Raw genomic sequence first — 17032 nt, 5'->3', positions numbered from 1 at the left:
ATTAGTAGTGCGGGATTTTCGTGCTTGGGCTAAAACGTTCGTGTAATAGCCCAAGCGCGTTAGAAATATTATCAGATGATAATATTGGTGAATGAGTTCTTAGAACTTATAGGTTTGATACTAGCAATTGAGGTGTCGCTTTCTGTTGAAGATAGATACTAAAGCAACTTCCCTTACCTACCACCGATTCAACTCGGATCTCGCCGCCAGTTTGGCTCAAGATACTTTGAGAGACTGACAACCCTAACCCCGTACCATCACGTTTAGTGGTATAGAAAGGCGAGAAAATGCGTTTCAGTTGTTCTTCCTTAATACCGCAGCCTTCATCTTGAACATGAACGATAGCGCCATGGGACACACCATTTTCAACCCAGTCTTCACTCGAAATGGTTAACGTGCCCTGACCGTCCATTGCATGAATCGCGTTCATTTGTAGGTTAACCAGAATCTGCAGTAATTGGTTTCGGTTCACTTCGACTGAGGTTTTAGCGTTCAGCTGTGATACGTACACAATGCCTTTCTTCTTCGCGCCTGTTTTTACGAGCGTAATACTTTCATCCACTATTGGGTTGATATGTTGCCACGTAATTTCGTCTTGTACGCCACCGTGACGGCTGTATTGAAGCAGGCTTCGTGTAATATTTCGAATTCGGTCAATCTGCTCCATGATCGCGTGAACTTCCTCGTCTACACGGCTCACTTCATCGCCCAGTTCAAACTTCATCAATTCAACGTTGCCAAGAATCACGGCGGTTGGGTTATTGATCTCATGAGCAATACCCGCCGTTAATTCACCTAACGCGGCCAGTTTTTCATTGACCACCAGCTTGTCTCTGGCTTGATTGAGCAGTTTGATGTGCAGTTCGAGCTCTTCGGTTTTCTCTTTCAAACTCGCAGTACGAGAATGCACTTTGCACTCAAGTTCAGACGCCGCTTGTTGAATCTCTTGATTACGCTCGTGCAGTAGATCCAACATCTTGTCGAACTGTTTAGCGAGTAACGTTAGTTCGTGTTGATCATCCAAACCTAACGTACCAATTCGCTTGTCTTGGCCCATCTGTACTAGCTTGACGACCTTATGGATGCGTTCAATTGGGTTGAAAAGATCACGCGCGCCACGGTGAACGATCAAACCGGATGCCAACAGCAGCAACACAATGGTAATGCTGATTTCGCCAAGGTTGGTCAAGTAGGTTTCTATCAGCGGCCAAATCAAATAACCGGTGTAAAGCATGCCAATCACATTATTAAACTGGTCATGGATTGGCTGGTAAGCTGTGATATACCATGCATCGTAAACATAAGCTCGATCTAGCCACTCTTTACCTTCATTTAAGACTTTTGAGTGAACCTCATGAGAAACACGCGTACCAATGGCGCGCCCTACACTGTCTTCACTGCTCAAAGGCACGTTTGTGCTGACACGAAGATCATCAAGGAAAACCGTGACCGTCCCTATATGACGATTAAACCCTTCTCGTTGGGGATAGATAAGGTTGCTGATTTGGTCAACAAGTTGAGTACTGTTATTCAGTAAGATCCCACCATCCAGAAAACCAATCACATGATCATGTTCATCTTTGATGGATACAACGGTTCGGCTTACCAATCCGCGAGTCTCAACTTCTTGCCCATTGAGCATCGGAACTTCCGCTTTTTTAGCGAGGTCACGATCGAGATAATTGAGTTCATTACGGCTTAAGACACTGAAAAAAGAAGACTTGTGAGTTAAGTTTAGATACTCGAGTTTCTTCTCCATACTCTCGACACTGCGCCAACGCAGAAAATCGAGCTCATAGCGAGATTTGTTCTCAGACACCCAGCGAGTTAGCTCTTCGTGTGAAAGATCACTCGCGAGTTTGGTTCGAAAGTTATAAGACTCGGCAAACGCACGAACGTTGTATGCTTGCTGATTTTGGATCAGGTGAATACTGTTATCGGCAACATCCAAGCGTTCATCAACATCAATCAGAGCGCCCTGCCACGTGTAATGTATTGACCAATACAGTGTGATAGCCACAAGTGCACACAAGGTAAGAATGATCGGTGCAGATGTTAGAAATAATAGGCGGTAACGAACCATGGTTTTGAATCGGAACGCCCACTTTGACCACCAACGACGTCTAATCGGCATATTCAGAGCCTTCTGTGTTCCAATCTTTGTACTTACGCTCTAGCGTTTTACGTGCCACGCCAAGATCTCTCGCAGCTGCCGATTTATTACCATCATGGAAACTAACAAGCTGTTCTATGTGAGATTTTTCCACTTCTTTGAGTGTCCAAGTGTTTGGATAACCCTCGGCAGCGTCTGCATTATTCAAGTTTGGCATTTCTGCACCATGTGACACCGTCACTGAAATGCTAGCAGGAACAGGGTCGCCATTAATCTCGCGCCAATAGTGTGCTGGTGGCTTGTCTAAAAGAATGCATCGTTCGACTAAGTTTTTAAGCTCACGAATATTTCCCGGCCATTCGTATTCGTTCATCGCCAAGATATCTTCATGTGCCCAATTTGGAACAGGCATGCCAAGCTCGCTCGATAAAAGACGAGTAAAGTATGGAACAAGTTCAATCAGATCTGACGGGCGCTCTCTCAATGGCACCACATCAATCTTAAGTACATTGAGTCGGTAGAACAGATCACGGCGGAAGTGCCCTTTATCGACCTCTTCTTGAAGATTTCGGTTGGTCGCCGCCACTACTCGTACGTCAACGGAAATTTCCTTCTCGCTACCGACTGGACGAATGGTTCTTTGCTCTAACACGCGTAATAACGCAGCTTGCATTGGCAGTGGCATTTCACCGATCTCATCAAGGAACAAGGTGCCACCACTTGCGACTCGGAAAAGACCTTCACGGTTTTTCTTCGCACCAGTAAATGCGCCCGAGGTATGTCCAAACAGTTCACTTTCTAGAAGTTCTGGAGCAATCGCGCCACAGTTGATTGGCACAAATGGACCTGTGCGTTTACTGGCTTCATGTACACCACGAGCAACCAGCTCTTTACCTGTCCCCGACTCACCTTCTATCAGAACGGAAGCTCGAGACGGTGCAAATTGACTGATCAGCAATTTAAGCTGTTTGGTCTTGTCTGAATTCCCGATCAATTCGGTCTTGATATGACGACTAACATCACGCTTCAACGCGTACTGCATTCTTTGGTCGAGTCGCTTATCCATACAACGCAGAACCGCTTGTATCATCTGTTCGAGGTTGAACGGCTTAAGAATAAAATCTGAAGCACCAAGCTTAAGCGCAGATATGGTCATCTCTAGATCGGCATAACCCGTCATAAAAATCACATCGGCGCGTTTGTCGGTGTCGTTAAAGGCCTCTTCCCACTCAATACCAGAACGGCCTGGTAGGTTGATATCAAGGACAATCAGATCAAAATGTTCGCTCGAACGCAGCGTTTCTGCCTCTTCAACCGACCCTGCGCTCGACACCTTGCCAAAGAACTTACCCAGTGCTTTCTTTAAGATAGCCTGCATACCCAATTCATCATCGACCACCAAAACGGAAAACGCCTGATACTGAGTCAATGTGTTCGGGTTGAGATTGGATGCAGATGAACTAGGTAAAGACATAATGATTAGCCGGTGAGAAAAGTTGGGACAGAGTGTACCAATTAACCTTTTGTCCAACAGGGACAATGTGCGACATTTTGTCCTAGCTCATGTTTTGATTCATTTTAACGGGGTAAATGACGCAATTTTGTCCGAAATAACAGCAATTTAATGAAATCTGATGCATGATTTGTTGGCATTAAGATTGCTTATAAGGTGTAGATTTCTAATTACAACAATTAGCGTCTTATGCACATGCCCTTCTTTGAGCCCTTTAAAACTGAAGGCATGTCATTCATTTATAACAGAATGGACATAATAATAATGAAAGCAATTCCCCTAACTATTGCAGCTCTATCTATCGTCAGTTACACGGCTAGCAGCGCGGAAGACACCACTCATATTAAGTTGGCGACAACCACAAGTACTTATCACTCTGGTCTACTGGACTATTTATTGCCTGAGTTCGAAAAGGATTCTGGTATCAAGGTTGATGTTCTTGCCGCTGGTACAGGTAAATCACTTCGCATGGGTGAAAATGGTGACGTTGATTTGGTGATGACTCACGCACCAAAAGCTGAAGCGAATTTCGTAGAAAAAGGTTACGGCGTTTTACCTCGTAAGCTAATGTACAACGACTTTGTCATCGTTGGCCCACAAAGCGACCCTGCAAAAATTGAATCTCAAAAAGCAGTGGCAGATGTGTTCAAAGCGATCGCGACTAATAACGTGACATTTGTGTCTCGCGGCGACGACTCTGGTACTCATAAGAAAGAGATGGGTATTTGGGCGCAAACTAAAATTGAACCAAACTTTGGTGGCTACCGCAGTGTTGGTCAAGGCATGGGCCCTACTCTGAACATGGCGTCAGAGATGCAAGGCTACACCATGACAGACCGTGGTACTTGGTTGGCTTACCAAAACAAACTGGATCTAAAAATCCTTTTCCAAGGTGACAAGAACCTCTTCAACCCTTACCAAGTGATTCTGGTTAACCCTGAGCGCTACCCAAGCATTAACTACCAAGCTGCGAAAGTATTCAGTGATTGGTTGGTTAACCCTAAAGGTCAGAAACTGATTAACGACTTTAAACTGCATGGCAAACAACTGTTTGTTGCAAGCGCAGAATAGTTTGTTGTAAGTGAACCGTCGTTTTCTGTAAGTAAAAGTAGCGCTAAGGGTTCAACCCGAATCAATTAGCGCTACGCTTAACTAAGCAGTTAACGAAGCACCTAAGCGATATCGCTTTAAAAACTATCTTGTTTTTACAGCAACTCGCTATAAAGCTGTCTCACTTTAATAACGTTCACGCTTAACAACACATTCAAGCTTAGAAACACAATCATGCTTAAGAACAATAGCTGACCAATACACACTCAAATAGTTTGGGTCAGCTATGATTAACATCAGTCATTACCGATAAAACCTATTATCGATTTACACGAGATACTTCATGACCCTATGGCAAACAACGATTGATGCAATGAATCTACTTGTGAGTTTTGACCACGAATTGTGGAAAATCGTCGCGGTATCCTTCAGCGTATCTTTGTCCGCCATCTCATTGGTGATTGTTCCTGCAATCCTTATGGCTTTCTTATTGGCTTACACCGAGTTCCCCGGGAAATGGGCTCTGCTTTCAGTAATCAACACCCTGCAAGCGATCCCTACCGTGGTTATCGGTTTGTTGATGTACATGATGCTCTCTCGCTCTGGCCCGTTAGGTGATTGGCAATTGCTGTTCACCCAAAAGGCGATGATTCTAGGTCAGATGGTGATCTGTTTTCCTATCTTAGTTGCGATGATGCATGGCGCTCTGCAGGCCAGTGACCGCCGAGCGGTAGAAACAGCGCGCACACTTGGCGTATCAACAACACGCGTGGCGTGTACCTTGATTTGGGAAACACGTTTTCCTCTGTTGGCTGCAACCATTGCTGCCTTCTCTCGTATCGTGACAGAGGTAGGTTGTTCAATGATGGTTGGTGGCAACATTATGGGAATGACAAGAAACATCCCAACAGCTATCGCCATGGAAAGCCACAAGGGCGCATTCGCTCAAGGTGTCGCCCTCGGTATGGTGTTATTAGCATTGGCATTAGCCCTTAACTTTTTCCTTTCCAGTGTGAGAGGAAAAGGCTATTTAAGAACTTAGGAACGCTGTCATGAGTATAAAAATAACAACGCAGCAAATTTCAATGCGCTACAAAGAACGTGTTTTGTTCCACATTCCCGAATTGTCGATCGGCCCCAACGATGCCATTTATCTCAAAGGAGACAATGGTGTTGGTAAAACGACCCTACTTAAAATCTTGTCTGGATTAATTCAGCCGAGCTCTGGCCGCATTCAGTCTCCAACACAGAACTGGCAGCAGAAGTTATTCCCTCGACTCAAGTTCAAAGACATCATCTACCTGCATCAAACCCCCTACCTTTTTGATGGCTCGGTGTACCAAAATGTCGCTTATGGCATTCGCTTTAACAAAGAGAGCCAAAAAGATAAGCGAGCTCAAATAATTAATGCATTGAGAATGGTAGGTTTAGAAACCCTGGCAGATGAGCACATTTCTGTGTTGTCTGGCGGTGAGCGTCAACGCGTAGCAATGGCTCGAGCTTGGATTCTTAAGCCTTCAATCTTGCTTATGGATGAACCAAGTGCTTCTTTAGACAAAGAATCTATTGAAAGATTGGTGATTATGGCCGAAGATCTTCTTCAGAGAGGCGCGAGTTTAGTCATCACCAGTCACCAAACTAACGCGTTAACCGATTTATGTAAGAAGCAGTGGTGGATCAAAGACAATACTTTGACCGAATCCCCGCTTCTGCAAGTTATTCAGAAAGATAAAGCACAAGAGAATATTTATGCTGCTTCCAACGCAAACTAGTTGGGTTATTTTGGCTGGCGGACAGGCCAGCCGTATGGGCGGAAAAGATAAAGGACTCGTTGAGCTCAACGGTTCTCCGCTTATTCAATACGTTATAAACAAGCTGTCACAACAAGATGTCAGCATCACTATCAATGCTAATCGTAACTTAGACAGTTACCAAGCATTTGCTCCGGTTGTTTCCGATTCTTTCCCTGACTACCCAGGTCCGTTGGGTGGCATTCATGCTGGCCTTAAAAACGCGAGCACAGACTGGGTTGGTTTTGTCCCATGCGACAGCCCACAAATCAGTGACGACCTTGTTGAGCGTTTTTGTTCTGCAGTTAAAGAAGACAGCGACATTCTTGTCGCGCATGATGGCGAATTTAAGCAACCTGTATTCACCCTATTCCACAAACGTGTTCTGCCAAAGTTAGAAGCGTTTTTGGAACGTGGTGATCGTAAAATCATCTTGCTATACAAAGAGTGTGTTACCGAATACGTTGATTTCAGCGATTCTCCTAACTGCTTTGTTAATCTCAACACGCCAGAAGAACTCACCCAATTCGGAACGCTTCAATAATGAAAGATTCTAAACAACGCCCTAACCTTCCTTTATTGGGCTTTGCTGCTTATAGCGGTACAGGCAAAACGACCGTACTTGAAGCCCTACTTCCCCTGTTGACTGACGCGGGGTTAAAAGTTGGCGTGTTAAAACATGCTCACCACGATTTTGATGTCGATAAGCCGGGTAAAGACAGTTACCGCTTACGTAAAGCGGGCGCGAACCAAATGTTGATCGCTTCTCGTAATCGTCACGTGATGATGACAGAAACACCAGAAGCCGAAGCAGATTTTGATTACCTGCTAACTCGCTTTGATACCAACACGCTTGATCTAATTTTGGTGGAAGGCTGTAAGAACATCGCTTTCCCTAAAATTGAATTGCACAGAGATGAAGTGGGTAAACCTTGGTTATACCCGAACGATAACAACATTATTGCTATCGCGGCAGACAGCCAAGTTGAATCAGAGCTGCCACAAATGGCGATCAGCGACTTAGAAGCGATTCGTGATTTCATCATCGATTACGCGCAGTCCTTTGACCCTTCTTCGACAACAAGCAAAACAGCGTCGTGTTCATCTTCAAAAGACACTGCGCCCGCAGTATGTTGTGATTCGTTCTCTCCTGCAGGTTTAACCGTTACTCAAGGTCAGCAAAAGATTGTTGATAGCATTGACGCGCTTGATCTCACAGAAAGTGTTGAATTACTGCAAGGCTACGGCCGTGTGCTGGCTGAAGATGTCATTTCACCAATCAACGTTCCTCAGAATACCAACTCTGCAATGGACGGCTACGCCATTCGTAGTGAAGATTTAGATCTGGATAGCTACCATGTTGTTGCTGAAGTTATGGCAGGACACAGCTACGAGCAAATCGTTCAACAAGGTGAAGCGGTTAAGATCATGACCGGCGCACCAATGCCAGAAGGCGTTGATGTTGTCGTGATGCGTGAACAAGCCGTCCAAGATGGCGATAAAGTTAGCTTCCCTGATGCTAAAATCTCGGTTGGACAAAATGTCCGTATGGCAGGTGAAGATTTAGAAATCGGCCAACCTGTCTTTACACGTGGCACACGCATCGAAGCGCCAGAAATGGGCATGATGGCGTCGTTAGGTTTTGGTACCTGCCCTGTTCTGCGTAAAGTGAAAGTGGGTGTGTTCTCTACGGGTGATGAAGTTCAAGCACCGGGTAGCGAGCAAAAACCAAACTCTATCTATGACTCAAATCGTTTTACTATTATCGGCATGCTTCAAAAGCTTGGCTGTGACATCGTCGATTACGGCATCATAGAAGATGACGAACAAAAGATGATGGATGTGCTCCACTCTGCATCGCTTGAAACCGATATGGTGCTGACTTCTGGTGGTGTGTCTGTTGGTGATGCGGATTACATCAAGCTTGCGTTGGATAAGCTGGGTGAAATCAACTTCTGGCGTATCAACATGCGTCCAGGTCGCCCACTGGCTTACGGTAAAATTGAAAACAAACCGTTCTTTGGTTTGCCGGGTAACCCTGTTGCTGTAATGGTGTCGTTTATTAACTTTGTTGAGCCTGCTATCCGCAAGCTTCAAGGTCAAACGAACTGGACGCCAGTGAAAGCAAATGCTGTAGCGACGGAACAACTGCGCTCACGCCAAGGCCGTACTGAGTTCAGCCGTGGTGTGTTCTCGATGAATGAATCTGGCGTTCTTGAAGTGAAAACAACGGGCAAGCAAGGTTCAGGTATTCTGCGTTCAATGAGCGAAGCGAACTGCTTAATCGAGATCTCACCTGCGGTTGATACCGTGAAAGTTGGAGAGACAGTGACGATCATTCCTCTGCAAGGTCGCGTTTAACTCAAAGCAAACACTTAAATTGACTTGGCTGCTTTTTAATTGATTTAGAAGCTTTTAAGTGATTTGGAAGATCTTCGCCAAGACATAGACGAAGCCCCTTCTATCGAGCTTTCGATGTTAAGGGGCTTTTTGTTCTTTTCGTTTCGTGAAAAACAACCTGTTCGTTTCCTATAAGACAAATAGCTTAAATTACGCTAAACGTTTAGAACGATAATCTTAAGATTTCTTACCATTACCTTGAGCCACGTACGGTTTTTATGTAGAGTGCGCGCAAAGTAATAATTCTATTGGAGAGCACCATGGCTCGTACCATTCTGTACACTTACAAAGACGAAGACAAAGAGTTACTGTTTTCAAAACAAGAACACCGCACGATCCAAGAAGCTGTTGCTGCAGCTGAAGGCATCGACATCTCTGAGTATCTAAAAACTGAGCAACAGCTTGAGTTGATTTCTGATACTAAAGCGGTTCGCAACTACCAAGACAACTACTTCCGCAAGCTTGGCTTTACTAAGCTTACGTTGAAGCAAAAAGACAATCTTGGTGTTGGTAAAAAGAAGAAGTAAGCCCTCTGGCTCTTTTCTTGATATGTCGTTTCTAGCTTTTCGTTTGTAGTTAGAGCTAATAGCTAAAGAAACGAAAACACCGAACAATAAAAAATGCCGCAACCTCTTTCGAGATTGCGGCATTTTTATTTGTACTTTTTAACTATCTAGCCTTAGCTAGCTTAACTTAAGTCACAACTACTTAATGTTAAGGAATGCAGCGCCACGAACGCCGCCTGAATCACCGTGCTTCGCTTTGATGATCTTTGGACATTTCGCTACAGACAGTAGGTATTTAGGGATACGTTTTGGCATCTCTTCGTAGATAAGTTCGAAGTTTGAAAGACCGCCACCCAATGCAACTACGTGAGGATCAAGACCGGTAAACAGGTTCGCGAAACAGATAGCCAATAGTTCCATGAAACGATCAACGTGCTCAGCCGCTTTTGCTTCACCTTCATTGTACGCTTGGATGATTTCAATCGCTTTCTTCTTCTCACCGAAGTAGTGCTCGTAAATCAATTCAAAGCCACGACCTGATAGGTAGCTGTCTAGACAACCTTTCTTGCCACAACCACAACCCAGTAGCGGTGCGTTGTCGCCAAGGTGGAACCAAGCATCAATAGGAAGACGCATATGGCCCAGCTCACCAGCAACGTGGTTACGACCAGAGAACACTTTGCCTTCGTAAACTAAACCGCCACCAAAACCAGTACCTAGAATTAGGCCCGCTACTGATGGTTCGTCTTTAAGTTCGTCATCCCACGCTTCTGAAAGCGCAAAACAGTTCGCATCATTTTCAATTTTCACACTACGACCAATAAGCGCTTCTAGGTCTTTACGTAGTGGTTTCCCCGTTGAAGCTGGCACGTTAACAACCAGCATTGTGCCGTCGTCAGCATCTTCCATACCAGGAAGACCAAGACCAATTTTACCTTCGCAAGAAAATTCGTTGTCGTACTTCTTCACCAAACCGGCAATCGTATCAAGTAGCAGTTGATAATCTTCAGTAGGCGTTGGTACGCGTTCTGTTGCTACTCGCTCAAGTTTTTCATTGAATGCACCAAACTCTATTTTTGTGCCGCCAACATCGAAGCCGTAATACATGAAATCTCTCCAATTTTTCCCTAAATTCGGGCAAATAAATTTTTCAAATTAAACATCTAGGAAGCATTATCCATAACACTCCCCCTACAAACCGTGATAGATAACAAACTTATCTCGTGTTCGAATCTGTTTGAACAACAAGTCAGCACAAAGCGGTTAAAGGTTAGAGTGACGTCTCATTTTTAGTGTGCTCTATGAAAGCGTTCAGGCTTGGTTTGGTTGGATCGGACTTATAACGCGTCTTACTTAGCATGTAGCTTTCGCGAAATGTCTCAAACCACAGCTGTAAAGTCTGAGCGCCCTGCTCTTCACCTGCCTGTTTCAAAACCAAGCTCGCCACTTCTGCAGTCGAAAGATGTTGTTCGTTGTCTGACTTACGCATCATGTATTGCGAAACCGATTCTGGTTCAATCGACAACACGGGTAAATCTTGCAGATACTCTGAACGACGGAAGATACGTCGCGCTTCTCGCCAACTGCCATCAATAAAAATCAGCAGCAACGTCTTGTTCGAATCTCGCATCTCACCAAGGTCTGCAACCACTCGCGATTTGTCATCGGTATAATCTTCAGGAAAGACCACGACTGGCTGATATTTATCGTCTTTCAGCACATCAAGCATCTCTTGATTCGGTTCAGTGCGGTGCCAAAGGTAAGCATAGCTGTCTTTAACGGTATCAAGGATTAAACGGCCGGTATTACTTGGCTTAAGTATTTCATTGTCCGATAAGATCAACATGGTCGCGACGTTCGTATTTACGTCTGGTTGATGTTCACAGATACAGCTGTCTTGTTTGATTTTGCAGAACTCACATCGAACCACTTTACACCCGCGCGCGTTAAACGACTTGGTAGAAAGAGACAAACGATGTTGATATAAACGGTGAAAAGCGTGGATTCTCATGGACAATAACGATAACTCTAGAAAAGTGGCACGATTGTACTTACAGTGTCCTTAGAATGATAGAAGGAATTCTCATGCAAGACCCATCACTGCTTCGCCTTGTTTGTTTTATTGTCGTTTTTGGATTGTGTGCGCTTTGGGAATACCGTTTTCCGCGTAAAGCACTGACTCAAAACAAGTGGTTTCGTTGGGGAAACAACTTTGCGCTGGTCGCTTTGAACAGCTTTCTATTGGCCACTCTAATTCCTATTGCAGCATTCCAAGCGGCGGTTATCGCACAAAACAACCAATGGGGTTTGTTCAATACCCTGTCACTTCCGAAAGAACTCACCCTTCTGACCTGTGTATTGCTCTTGGATTGTGCCATTTACCTACAGCACTTGGTGTTTCACCGTGTTCCTTGGTTGTGGAAGCTACATCGAGTTCACCATGCGGACCTCGATATTGATGTCACAACCGGAACACGTTTTCACCCTATTGAGATGATTCTTTCAATGCTCATCAAGGTGAGTTTGGTGATCGCACTTGGTGTGCCTGTCATTGCTGTCGTGATCTTTGAAATTGTTCTTAATGCCAGCGCGATGTTTAGCCATAGCAATGCACGTCTTCCGATATGGTTCGATAAGCGATTGAGAAAAGTGATTGTGACACCAGACATGCACCGCGTTCATCACTCGGTCATTGTGAAAGAAACCCATTCAAACTTTGGTTTCTTTTTATCTGTGTGGGACATCTGGTTTAAGACTTATCGCGCCCAACCCAAGCTTGGCCATGATAAGGTGCATATTGGTGTTCCCGAGATTCAAGATGGTAAAGAGCAACGGCTAGATTTAATGTTGCGTCAGCCATTTGCACGATTCCCGACAACGAAAGACTAAGTTCGAATTCGGTTGAGTCTCAAGCTTGTATTGAGATGAACTTATCTTAATAACAAACTGATCTTAATCCGAAAACAAAACGCCCTTAGATTCTTGTGAGAATTTAAGGGCGTTTCTGTATCGATAGAATTATAAGAGCAGCTAGGCTTCAACTCTTGTGCTGTTTGGCTTAACTCAGCACGCTCGTTTATTTCAGCACGTACTTGTGAAGCATGGCTTGTTGGTGCCCTGCTATCTCTCCGACTTGCTCTGAACTCTCGATCATAGATTCAAGTTGCAGCTTAGTATTCTCGCCCTGCTCAGATACTCGGGTGATTGAATGGGTTACATCGACAGTCGCACGAGCTTGTTCTTCGGTAGCCACCATGATTTGCTCAACACGACCTTTGATCTGGCTCACCGCGAATTCGATTTTCTCGAAGGCCTGTCTTACATCGCCACTGGTTTGCAGTGCATTGGCCATCTCACTTCTTGATTCTGTTACAGAAGCACGTGAGCGATCTGCTGCCGCTACTAGCTCGTTCATCATGCTACGAATATTGGTGGTTTGCTGGGACGTGCCGCTCGCCAATTTACGCACTTCGTCTGCAACTACCGCAAAACCTCGACCTTGTTCACCTGCTCGCGCCGCTTCTATCGCAGCGTTCAGTGCCAATAAGTTGGTGTTTTCAGCGATACCACTGATCATGTCGACCATTTCACGAATCTGCTTAACTCGACCATCCAAGTCAGCCATCGACTCTTCACTCATGCTAAGAGATTGCTCAAGCGCTTGTAATCGTTGTTGGTTAAGGCCAACCACTTGGCTTCCATTCACTGACTCATCTTCTGCTATTTGCGCATCGTCGTTCGATGCGTTAGAGATACGAGCAATCTCACCAATCGATGCTTCTAGTTCAGTAATGGTGGTGATCATATTCTGAAGTGATTCGTTCTGCTCGTTCAAGCTCGAATTGGTTTGCTCTGCAGCGTCATGGCTTACTTCAGCCGTTTGATAAAGCGTCTCACAGTTGCGCGTTACCAAACGAACCGAGTCCGCAGTGGAATCAACGACCGTATTGAGTTTTGAAGTGATAACTTGCAGCTCTAGCGGCCCCATCAGTTCACACTGTTTAGAGAAGTCATGATCTGCAAGTGAACTCAATTGTTGAGTAATGTTTTTAAGCCCTTTGTTCATCCAACGACGTAACACGAACCATGAAATCACAATGATTACGGCAATCACTAGTCCGCTGATAAACAACACACGGTCAATATTGGTGATGGTTTGATTTACAACCAGTTCACTTTCATCAATCAGGTGGGAAGCGGTAGAAGACAGCTGATTCAATGTGCTGATGACGGTATTCGCTAAGGTGATGACTTGCGTTAAGTTCTGCTCTTGCTGCTGAACCAGTTCGAGTTTCAAGAGGATTTGTTTGATTACACCTTCTTCGGTAAAGCCTTCTTTCACCATCTGGTAAGGCGCCGTCAAGCTCGCGAACTCAGCGATGTCTGGGTGCCAATCGGCAAAATCGCTGTAAGCCAAGTTAAGGCCTGCGATTCGGTTTCTCAATTGACGGTATTCGTCTTGTGCTTTATCAATGTCAGATTGCATCATCAACATCAAGAAGGTGTTCGCCATAGCAGACGCACTGGATGTAAATCGGTTCGCTGCATCGCTCGCTTCTGGGTTGTCTTCAACCAAGAATGAGCTGATTCGATTCATTTCTGGTCCTATAGATCCAACGCCATAACGGAACTCGCCCATTTTACTGTCGATCAGATTTTGCTTACTTTGAATCTCAATCTGCGCCAGCAGTACCGTGTTGGTCATAGCTTGCAGTTGCGCCATGTCATCGACAAGGATTTGTTGCTGCTCTAAAGAGATCGCATCAGGAAAAGATTGGGAGATAAAAAGAAGTTCCTCTAGCGTGGTATTACTCTCTGTCGCGAGTTGGTCAATTGAGCCTCTTGTGGCATTCAGTGTATCTAAGTCGGTTGATTGGGTGCTGTAAGTGAGAAGTTTTACTTGTTCTAATACGCTTTGCGTTAATTCGGCGTTATTTAGAGCAAGGGGTAATGCTTGTTCCGAGAGTGCATCAAAATGTCCCCCGACACGTTCAACGCCCCGAATGCTAACCATTGATAAAAAACTAACAAGTAAAAGAATGGAAATAAATACAGCAGTGACGGTTTGAATGAGCGAGAATGTATAACGTGAGGGTTTTATTGATAAATTTGTGTCGGGCATGTGAAATCCAGTTTGACTACGAAAAGAGATATCCTTAAGTTAGGTCGTATACTAGAAGTCCTTGATGACGTTTTTATTTCAGTTTTTTGTCAGAAGAGTTACATATGAAAATCAGAAAAATGGCTGTAGTTACAATAACTTTAGCAACATTGGCTGCTTGTAGCTCGTCACCATCGCCTTCTCAGCTTAGTCAAACCGCACAGAAACCCCTATCAAAGTCAGAACAATTGACTACAAACGCTTATATGAGCGTGTATGAACAGTGGAAAGGCGTGCCATACCATTTCGGTGGGACCTCATTTAGAGGTATAGATTGCTCTGCTTTTGTACAGATAGCCGTTCAAAATGCGACTCAACAAGCCCTGCCAAGAACCACAAAAGACCAGAGTAAAAAGGGAAAAGAAATAGCGTATGGGCAGGCAACGAGTGGCGACTTGGTGTTTTTTAAGACATCGATGACAGTGCGACACGTTGGAGTTTACTTAGGAAATAATCAATTCCTACATGCTTCGACATCGAAAGGTGTCATTATTTCTAGGTTAGATAACCCTTACTGGGCATCCAAGTTTTGGCACTTTAGGCGTTTATAGCGGTTCGAAAGATAAACCGCTGAGCGAGGTAACTCTAGAAAGATACGACTTAAACGCCCGTTGTTATTTATGCTGAACAATTACGACGATAAATGAGCAAACAAACCGTTAATCGTATTTAGCAACAGCAGTATCAAACAGGTTCTTTACTAACGCGATGTACTCATCAAGGAATACAATTTGTTCGTTAGTCGCTTTCTTAGCCCACACACCCGCTAATACTTCACCAAGATCCGCTACTACGGCATCTGCTTCTTTCAAAAGTTGAAAACGAACGCTCGAATGCAACTCTGGGTTTTGCTCGAAAATAGCCATGATGTTCGTTGAAATCATGTCGGTAACAATGTCTTCGACACTTTCGTTTCCAGTATCACCATTACTATTGGTAAACACATCAAGGTTGAATGATAGGTGCTCGATTAAAGCCAAATAGCCATCGGTTTCTACAACCACAATAATTCTCCGTTTTAAGCTCTAGAGCAGATTAATACGTACTTGCCTAATACTATGTAAATGAAGCTATTTGTCATCACTTTATTGCCCAAAACCGCATTAAAATGATCCTAGTTAGTATTTCAGCTTAAAATTAAATCGATATAGCTTTATGTGGTATACCTGCCTACTCGAACCACAAGTCAATTCACGCCAACAAAGTGTAAGACAAACTTTGAAGCAAAGTATTGCGCCAGTTAACAATAGCCCTTTCAACTAACTCTAAAAGCTCATTTAATTTAGTCGCTAGACAATAACAAGCTCAAATCACTTTTCCAGTTTGTTGCGTTCAAAATCGTTTCGATTGTGAGACCAGTTCCAAACCATTTCATCACGTCAGGTTTTCAATTTATGTTTGTATTTCAAAGAGCTTGAATCAGTTCGAGTTCACAATTCGGCCAATTGATTCTGCGTAAGATGAAGAAGAGCTAAGAACATTGACGAGTGCGTCTATAAATTGTTCAGATTTATCCTAAACTATTGCTATTAAACAAACAGTATTTCTAACCTTCAATCTTTTTAACTTTCAGTCTTTGAGGATTTCCTATGTGGCAGGCCATTTCTCAACAACTTTCAGATACTCTTCTATTTAACTTTCAGATTACTGAACGTACCAAGGTTTCTGGTGGCGACATTAACGATTGCTATATGATCAGCGATGGTAATGAACGCTACTTTGTGAAAGTGAATCAGCGAGAATTTTTACCTAAGTTTGAAATTGAAGCTGAGAACTTACGCTTGTTAAGAGAAACCTCCACCGTTTACGTTCCTGAGTTGGTGCTTATTGGCAAAACCAAAGAGTGCTCGTTCATTATTCTCAATTACTTGCCGACCAAACCGCTCGAGACGGGCAACAACAGCTTCGATTTCGGCGTTCAGCTTGCGCAGCTTCATCAATGGGGCGAGCAAAAAGAGTTTGGTTGCGACCAAGACAACTATATCGGCAGCACACTTCAACCCAACCCTTGGCATAAGAAATGGGGTCGCTTTTTCTCCGAGCAACGCATTGGTTTCCAACTGCAACTGCTCAAAGAGAAAGGCATCGAGTTTGGTGATATTGATGACATCGTTGATGTGGTGAATATGCGTCTTGCTGGCCACAACCCTCGCCCTTCTTTGCTTCATGGGGATCTTTGGAATGGCAATGTAGCAAATTCAGCCTTTGGGCCAATCTGTTACGACCCGGCTTGTTACTGGGGTGATCACGAATGCGATTTGGCATTAACGGAATTGTTTGAAGGGTTTCCAAAAGAGTTTTATGAAGGTTACCAGAGCGTCAATCCACTCGACGTTGGCTATACTGATCGGAAAGACATTTACAACTTGTATCATCTTCTTAACCACTGCAATCAATTTGGCGGCGAATATTTAGCACAAACTGAAGCATGCATTCAGAAGATACAGGCCGTTTAATACCAATCACAGCGAGCTAAGTCGACCTATAAAGCTACTACGA

Annotated in this window: 15 protein-coding genes; 9 read left to right on the top strand and 6 right to left on the bottom strand. The window is 44.2% G+C overall.

The genetic code is table 11. The features are described from left to right. Positions 1–106 precede the first annotated feature (106 nt). Both MSG34_RS14420 and MSG34_RS14415 read right to left on the bottom strand, forming a co-directional pair. The gene (locus MSG34_RS14420; protein WP_248338086.1) at positions 107–2134 is read right to left on the bottom strand and encodes a cache domain-containing protein; all 2028 of its coding nucleotides are present in this window, start codon (positions 2132–2134) and stop codon (positions 107–109) included. After that, complete coding sequence (locus MSG34_RS14415) at positions 2124–3587, bottom strand: sigma-54 dependent transcriptional regulator (RefSeq protein ID WP_048612064.1); 1464 nt, start codon at positions 3585–3587, stop codon at positions 2124–2126. Before MSG34_RS14415 ends, MSG34_RS14420 begins: the two co-directional genes overlap by 11 nt. A gap of 303 nt (positions 3588–3890) precedes the next feature. Between MSG34_RS14415 and MSG34_RS14410 the strand changes: the two genes are divergently transcribed. The 6 genes from MSG34_RS14410 to MSG34_RS14385 all read left to right on the top strand — a co-directional run bounded on the left by MSG34_RS14410 (position 3891) and on the right by MSG34_RS14385 (position 9393). Continuing rightward, positions 3891–4697 (top strand): substrate-binding domain-containing protein, encoded by an 807-nt coding sequence (locus tag MSG34_RS14410; RefSeq protein WP_017059611.1) that lies wholly within the window; start codon positions 3891–3893, stop codon positions 4695–4697. Positions 4698–5019: 322 nt separating this feature from the next. Then, the gene (locus tag MSG34_RS14405) at positions 5020–5718 is read left to right on the top strand and encodes an ABC transporter permease (protein ID WP_017067174.1); all 699 of its coding nucleotides are present in this window, start codon (positions 5020–5022) and stop codon (positions 5716–5718) included. Positions 5719–5728: 10 nt separating this feature from the next. Further along, a complete protein-coding gene (locus MSG34_RS14400) occupies positions 5729–6448 on the top strand; it encodes an energy-coupling factor ABC transporter ATP-binding protein (protein ID WP_248338084.1) in 720 nt (239 codons plus the stop codon). Then, positions 6426–7010 carry a molybdenum cofactor guanylyltransferase MobA gene (gene mobA / locus MSG34_RS14395; protein WP_004733776.1) on the top strand — a complete coding sequence of 195 codons (585 nt, stop codon included), beginning with the start codon at positions 6426–6428 and terminating at the stop codon, positions 7008–7010. The genes MSG34_RS14400 and mobA overlap by 23 nt, the downstream gene beginning before the upstream one ends. After that, positions 7010–8827: a bifunctional molybdopterin-guanine dinucleotide biosynthesis adaptor protein MobB/molybdopterin molybdotransferase MoeA gene (locus tag MSG34_RS14390; RefSeq protein WP_248338083.1), complete on the top strand. Its 1818-nt coding sequence runs from the start codon at positions 7010–7012 to the stop codon at positions 8825–8827. The genes mobA and MSG34_RS14390 overlap by 1 nt, the downstream gene beginning before the upstream one ends. Positions 8828–9126: 299 nt before the next feature. Then, positions 9127–9393: a DUF2960 family protein gene (locus MSG34_RS14385; RefSeq protein WP_017063882.1), complete on the top strand. Its 267-nt coding sequence runs from the start codon at positions 9127–9129 to the stop codon at positions 9391–9393. 177 nt (positions 9394–9570) lie between these two features. Here the strand turns inward: MSG34_RS14385 and nagK are convergent, their stop codons facing one another. Together nagK and MSG34_RS14375 are read right to left on the bottom strand one after the other, a co-directional pair. Then, positions 9571–10479 (bottom strand): N-acetylglucosamine kinase, encoded by a 909-nt coding sequence (nagK, locus tag MSG34_RS14380; protein WP_050621335.1) that lies wholly within the window; start codon positions 10477–10479, stop codon positions 9571–9573. Between the two features lie 163 nt (positions 10480–10642). Then, positions 10643–11389 carry a tRNA-uridine aminocarboxypropyltransferase gene (locus MSG34_RS14375; RefSeq protein WP_248338082.1) on the bottom strand — a complete coding sequence of 249 codons (747 nt, stop codon included), beginning with the start codon at positions 11387–11389 and terminating at the stop codon, positions 10643–10645. Between the two features lie 68 nt (positions 11390–11457). Between MSG34_RS14375 and MSG34_RS14370 the strand changes: the two genes are divergently transcribed. Continuing rightward, the gene (locus MSG34_RS14370) at positions 11458–12261 is read left to right on the top strand and encodes a sterol desaturase family protein (protein ID WP_248338081.1); all 804 of its coding nucleotides are present in this window, start codon (positions 11458–11460) and stop codon (positions 12259–12261) included. 187 nt (positions 12262–12448) lie between these two features. On the opposite strand, the gene MSG34_RS14365 is transcribed toward MSG34_RS14370, so the two are convergent. Continuing rightward, positions 12449–14494, bottom strand: a complete 2046-nt coding sequence (locus MSG34_RS14365; protein WP_248338079.1) for a methyl-accepting chemotaxis protein — start codon at positions 14492–14494, stop codon at positions 12449–12451. Positions 14495–14598: 104 nt separating this feature from the next. On the opposite strand from MSG34_RS14365, the gene MSG34_RS14360 reads away from it, so the two are divergent. After that, positions 14599–15084: an NlpC/P60 family protein gene (locus tag MSG34_RS14360; protein WP_017059602.1), complete on the top strand. Its 486-nt coding sequence runs from the start codon at positions 14599–14601 to the stop codon at positions 15082–15084. 108 nt (positions 15085–15192) lie between these two features. Here MSG34_RS14360 and MSG34_RS14355 read toward each other — a convergent pair whose 3' ends face one another. Next, positions 15193–15537: a DUF3802 family protein gene (locus tag MSG34_RS14355; RefSeq protein WP_010440912.1), complete on the bottom strand. Its 345-nt coding sequence runs from the start codon at positions 15535–15537 to the stop codon at positions 15193–15195. Positions 15538–16122: 585 nt separating this feature from the next. Between MSG34_RS14355 and MSG34_RS14350 the strand changes: the two genes are divergently transcribed. Beyond that, positions 16123–16989: a fructosamine kinase family protein gene (locus tag MSG34_RS14350; protein ID WP_019823083.1), complete on the top strand. Its 867-nt coding sequence runs from the start codon at positions 16123–16125 to the stop codon at positions 16987–16989. Positions 16990–17032 lie beyond the last annotated feature (43 nt).

It is taken from the genome of Vibrio sp. 1CM2L, assembly GCF_023161695.1.
Taxonomy (GTDB): Bacteria; Pseudomonadota; Gammaproteobacteria; order Enterobacterales; family Vibrionaceae; genus Vibrio; species Vibrio coralliirubri.
The sequence above is the reverse complement of the archived record's forward strand: the minus strand, read 5'-3'. Positions and strand labels throughout refer to the sequence as shown.

What these genes read in the sequence shown, in the direction of transcription:
- MSG34_RS14385 (WP_017063882.1), top strand. Translation starts at nt 9,127, where the DNA reads ATGGCTCGTACCATTCTGTACACTTACAAAGACGAAGACAAAGAGTTA.
- MSG34_RS14370 (WP_248338081.1), top strand. Translation starts at nt 11,458, where the DNA reads ATGCAAGACCCATCACTGCTTCGCCTTGTTTGTTTTATTGTCGTTTTT.
- MSG34_RS14365 (WP_248338079.1), bottom strand. Translation starts at nt 14,494, where the DNA reads ATGCCCGACACAAATTTATCAATAAAACCCTCACGTTATACATTCTCG.
- mobA (WP_004733776.1), top strand. Translation starts at nt 6,426, where the DNA reads ATGCTGCTTCCAACGCAAACTAGTTGGGTTATTTTGGCTGGCGGACAG.
- MSG34_RS14400 (WP_248338084.1), top strand. Translation starts at nt 5,729, where the DNA reads ATGAGTATAAAAATAACAACGCAGCAAATTTCAATGCGCTACAAAGAA.
- MSG34_RS14390 (WP_248338083.1), top strand. Translation starts at nt 7,010, where the DNA reads ATGAAAGATTCTAAACAACGCCCTAACCTTCCTTTATTGGGCTTTGCT.
- MSG34_RS14415 (WP_048612064.1), bottom strand. Translation starts at nt 3,587, where the DNA reads ATGTCTTTACCTAGTTCATCTGCATCCAATCTCAACCCGAACACATTG.
- MSG34_RS14360 (WP_017059602.1), top strand. Translation starts at nt 14,599, where the DNA reads ATGAAAATCAGAAAAATGGCTGTAGTTACAATAACTTTAGCAACATTG.
- MSG34_RS14350 (WP_019823083.1), top strand. Translation starts at nt 16,123, where the DNA reads ATGTGGCAGGCCATTTCTCAACAACTTTCAGATACTCTTCTATTTAAC.
- MSG34_RS14420 (WP_248338086.1), bottom strand. Translation starts at nt 2,134, where the DNA reads ATGCCGATTAGACGTCGTTGGTGGTCAAAGTGGGCGTTCCGATTCAAA.
- MSG34_RS14410 (WP_017059611.1), top strand. Translation starts at nt 3,891, where the DNA reads ATGAAAGCAATTCCCCTAACTATTGCAGCTCTATCTATCGTCAGTTAC.
- MSG34_RS14405 (WP_017067174.1), top strand. Translation starts at nt 5,020, where the DNA reads ATGACCCTATGGCAAACAACGATTGATGCAATGAATCTACTTGTGAGT.
- nagK (WP_050621335.1), bottom strand. Translation starts at nt 10,479, where the DNA reads ATGTATTACGGCTTCGATGTTGGCGGCACAAAAATAGAGTTTGGTGCA.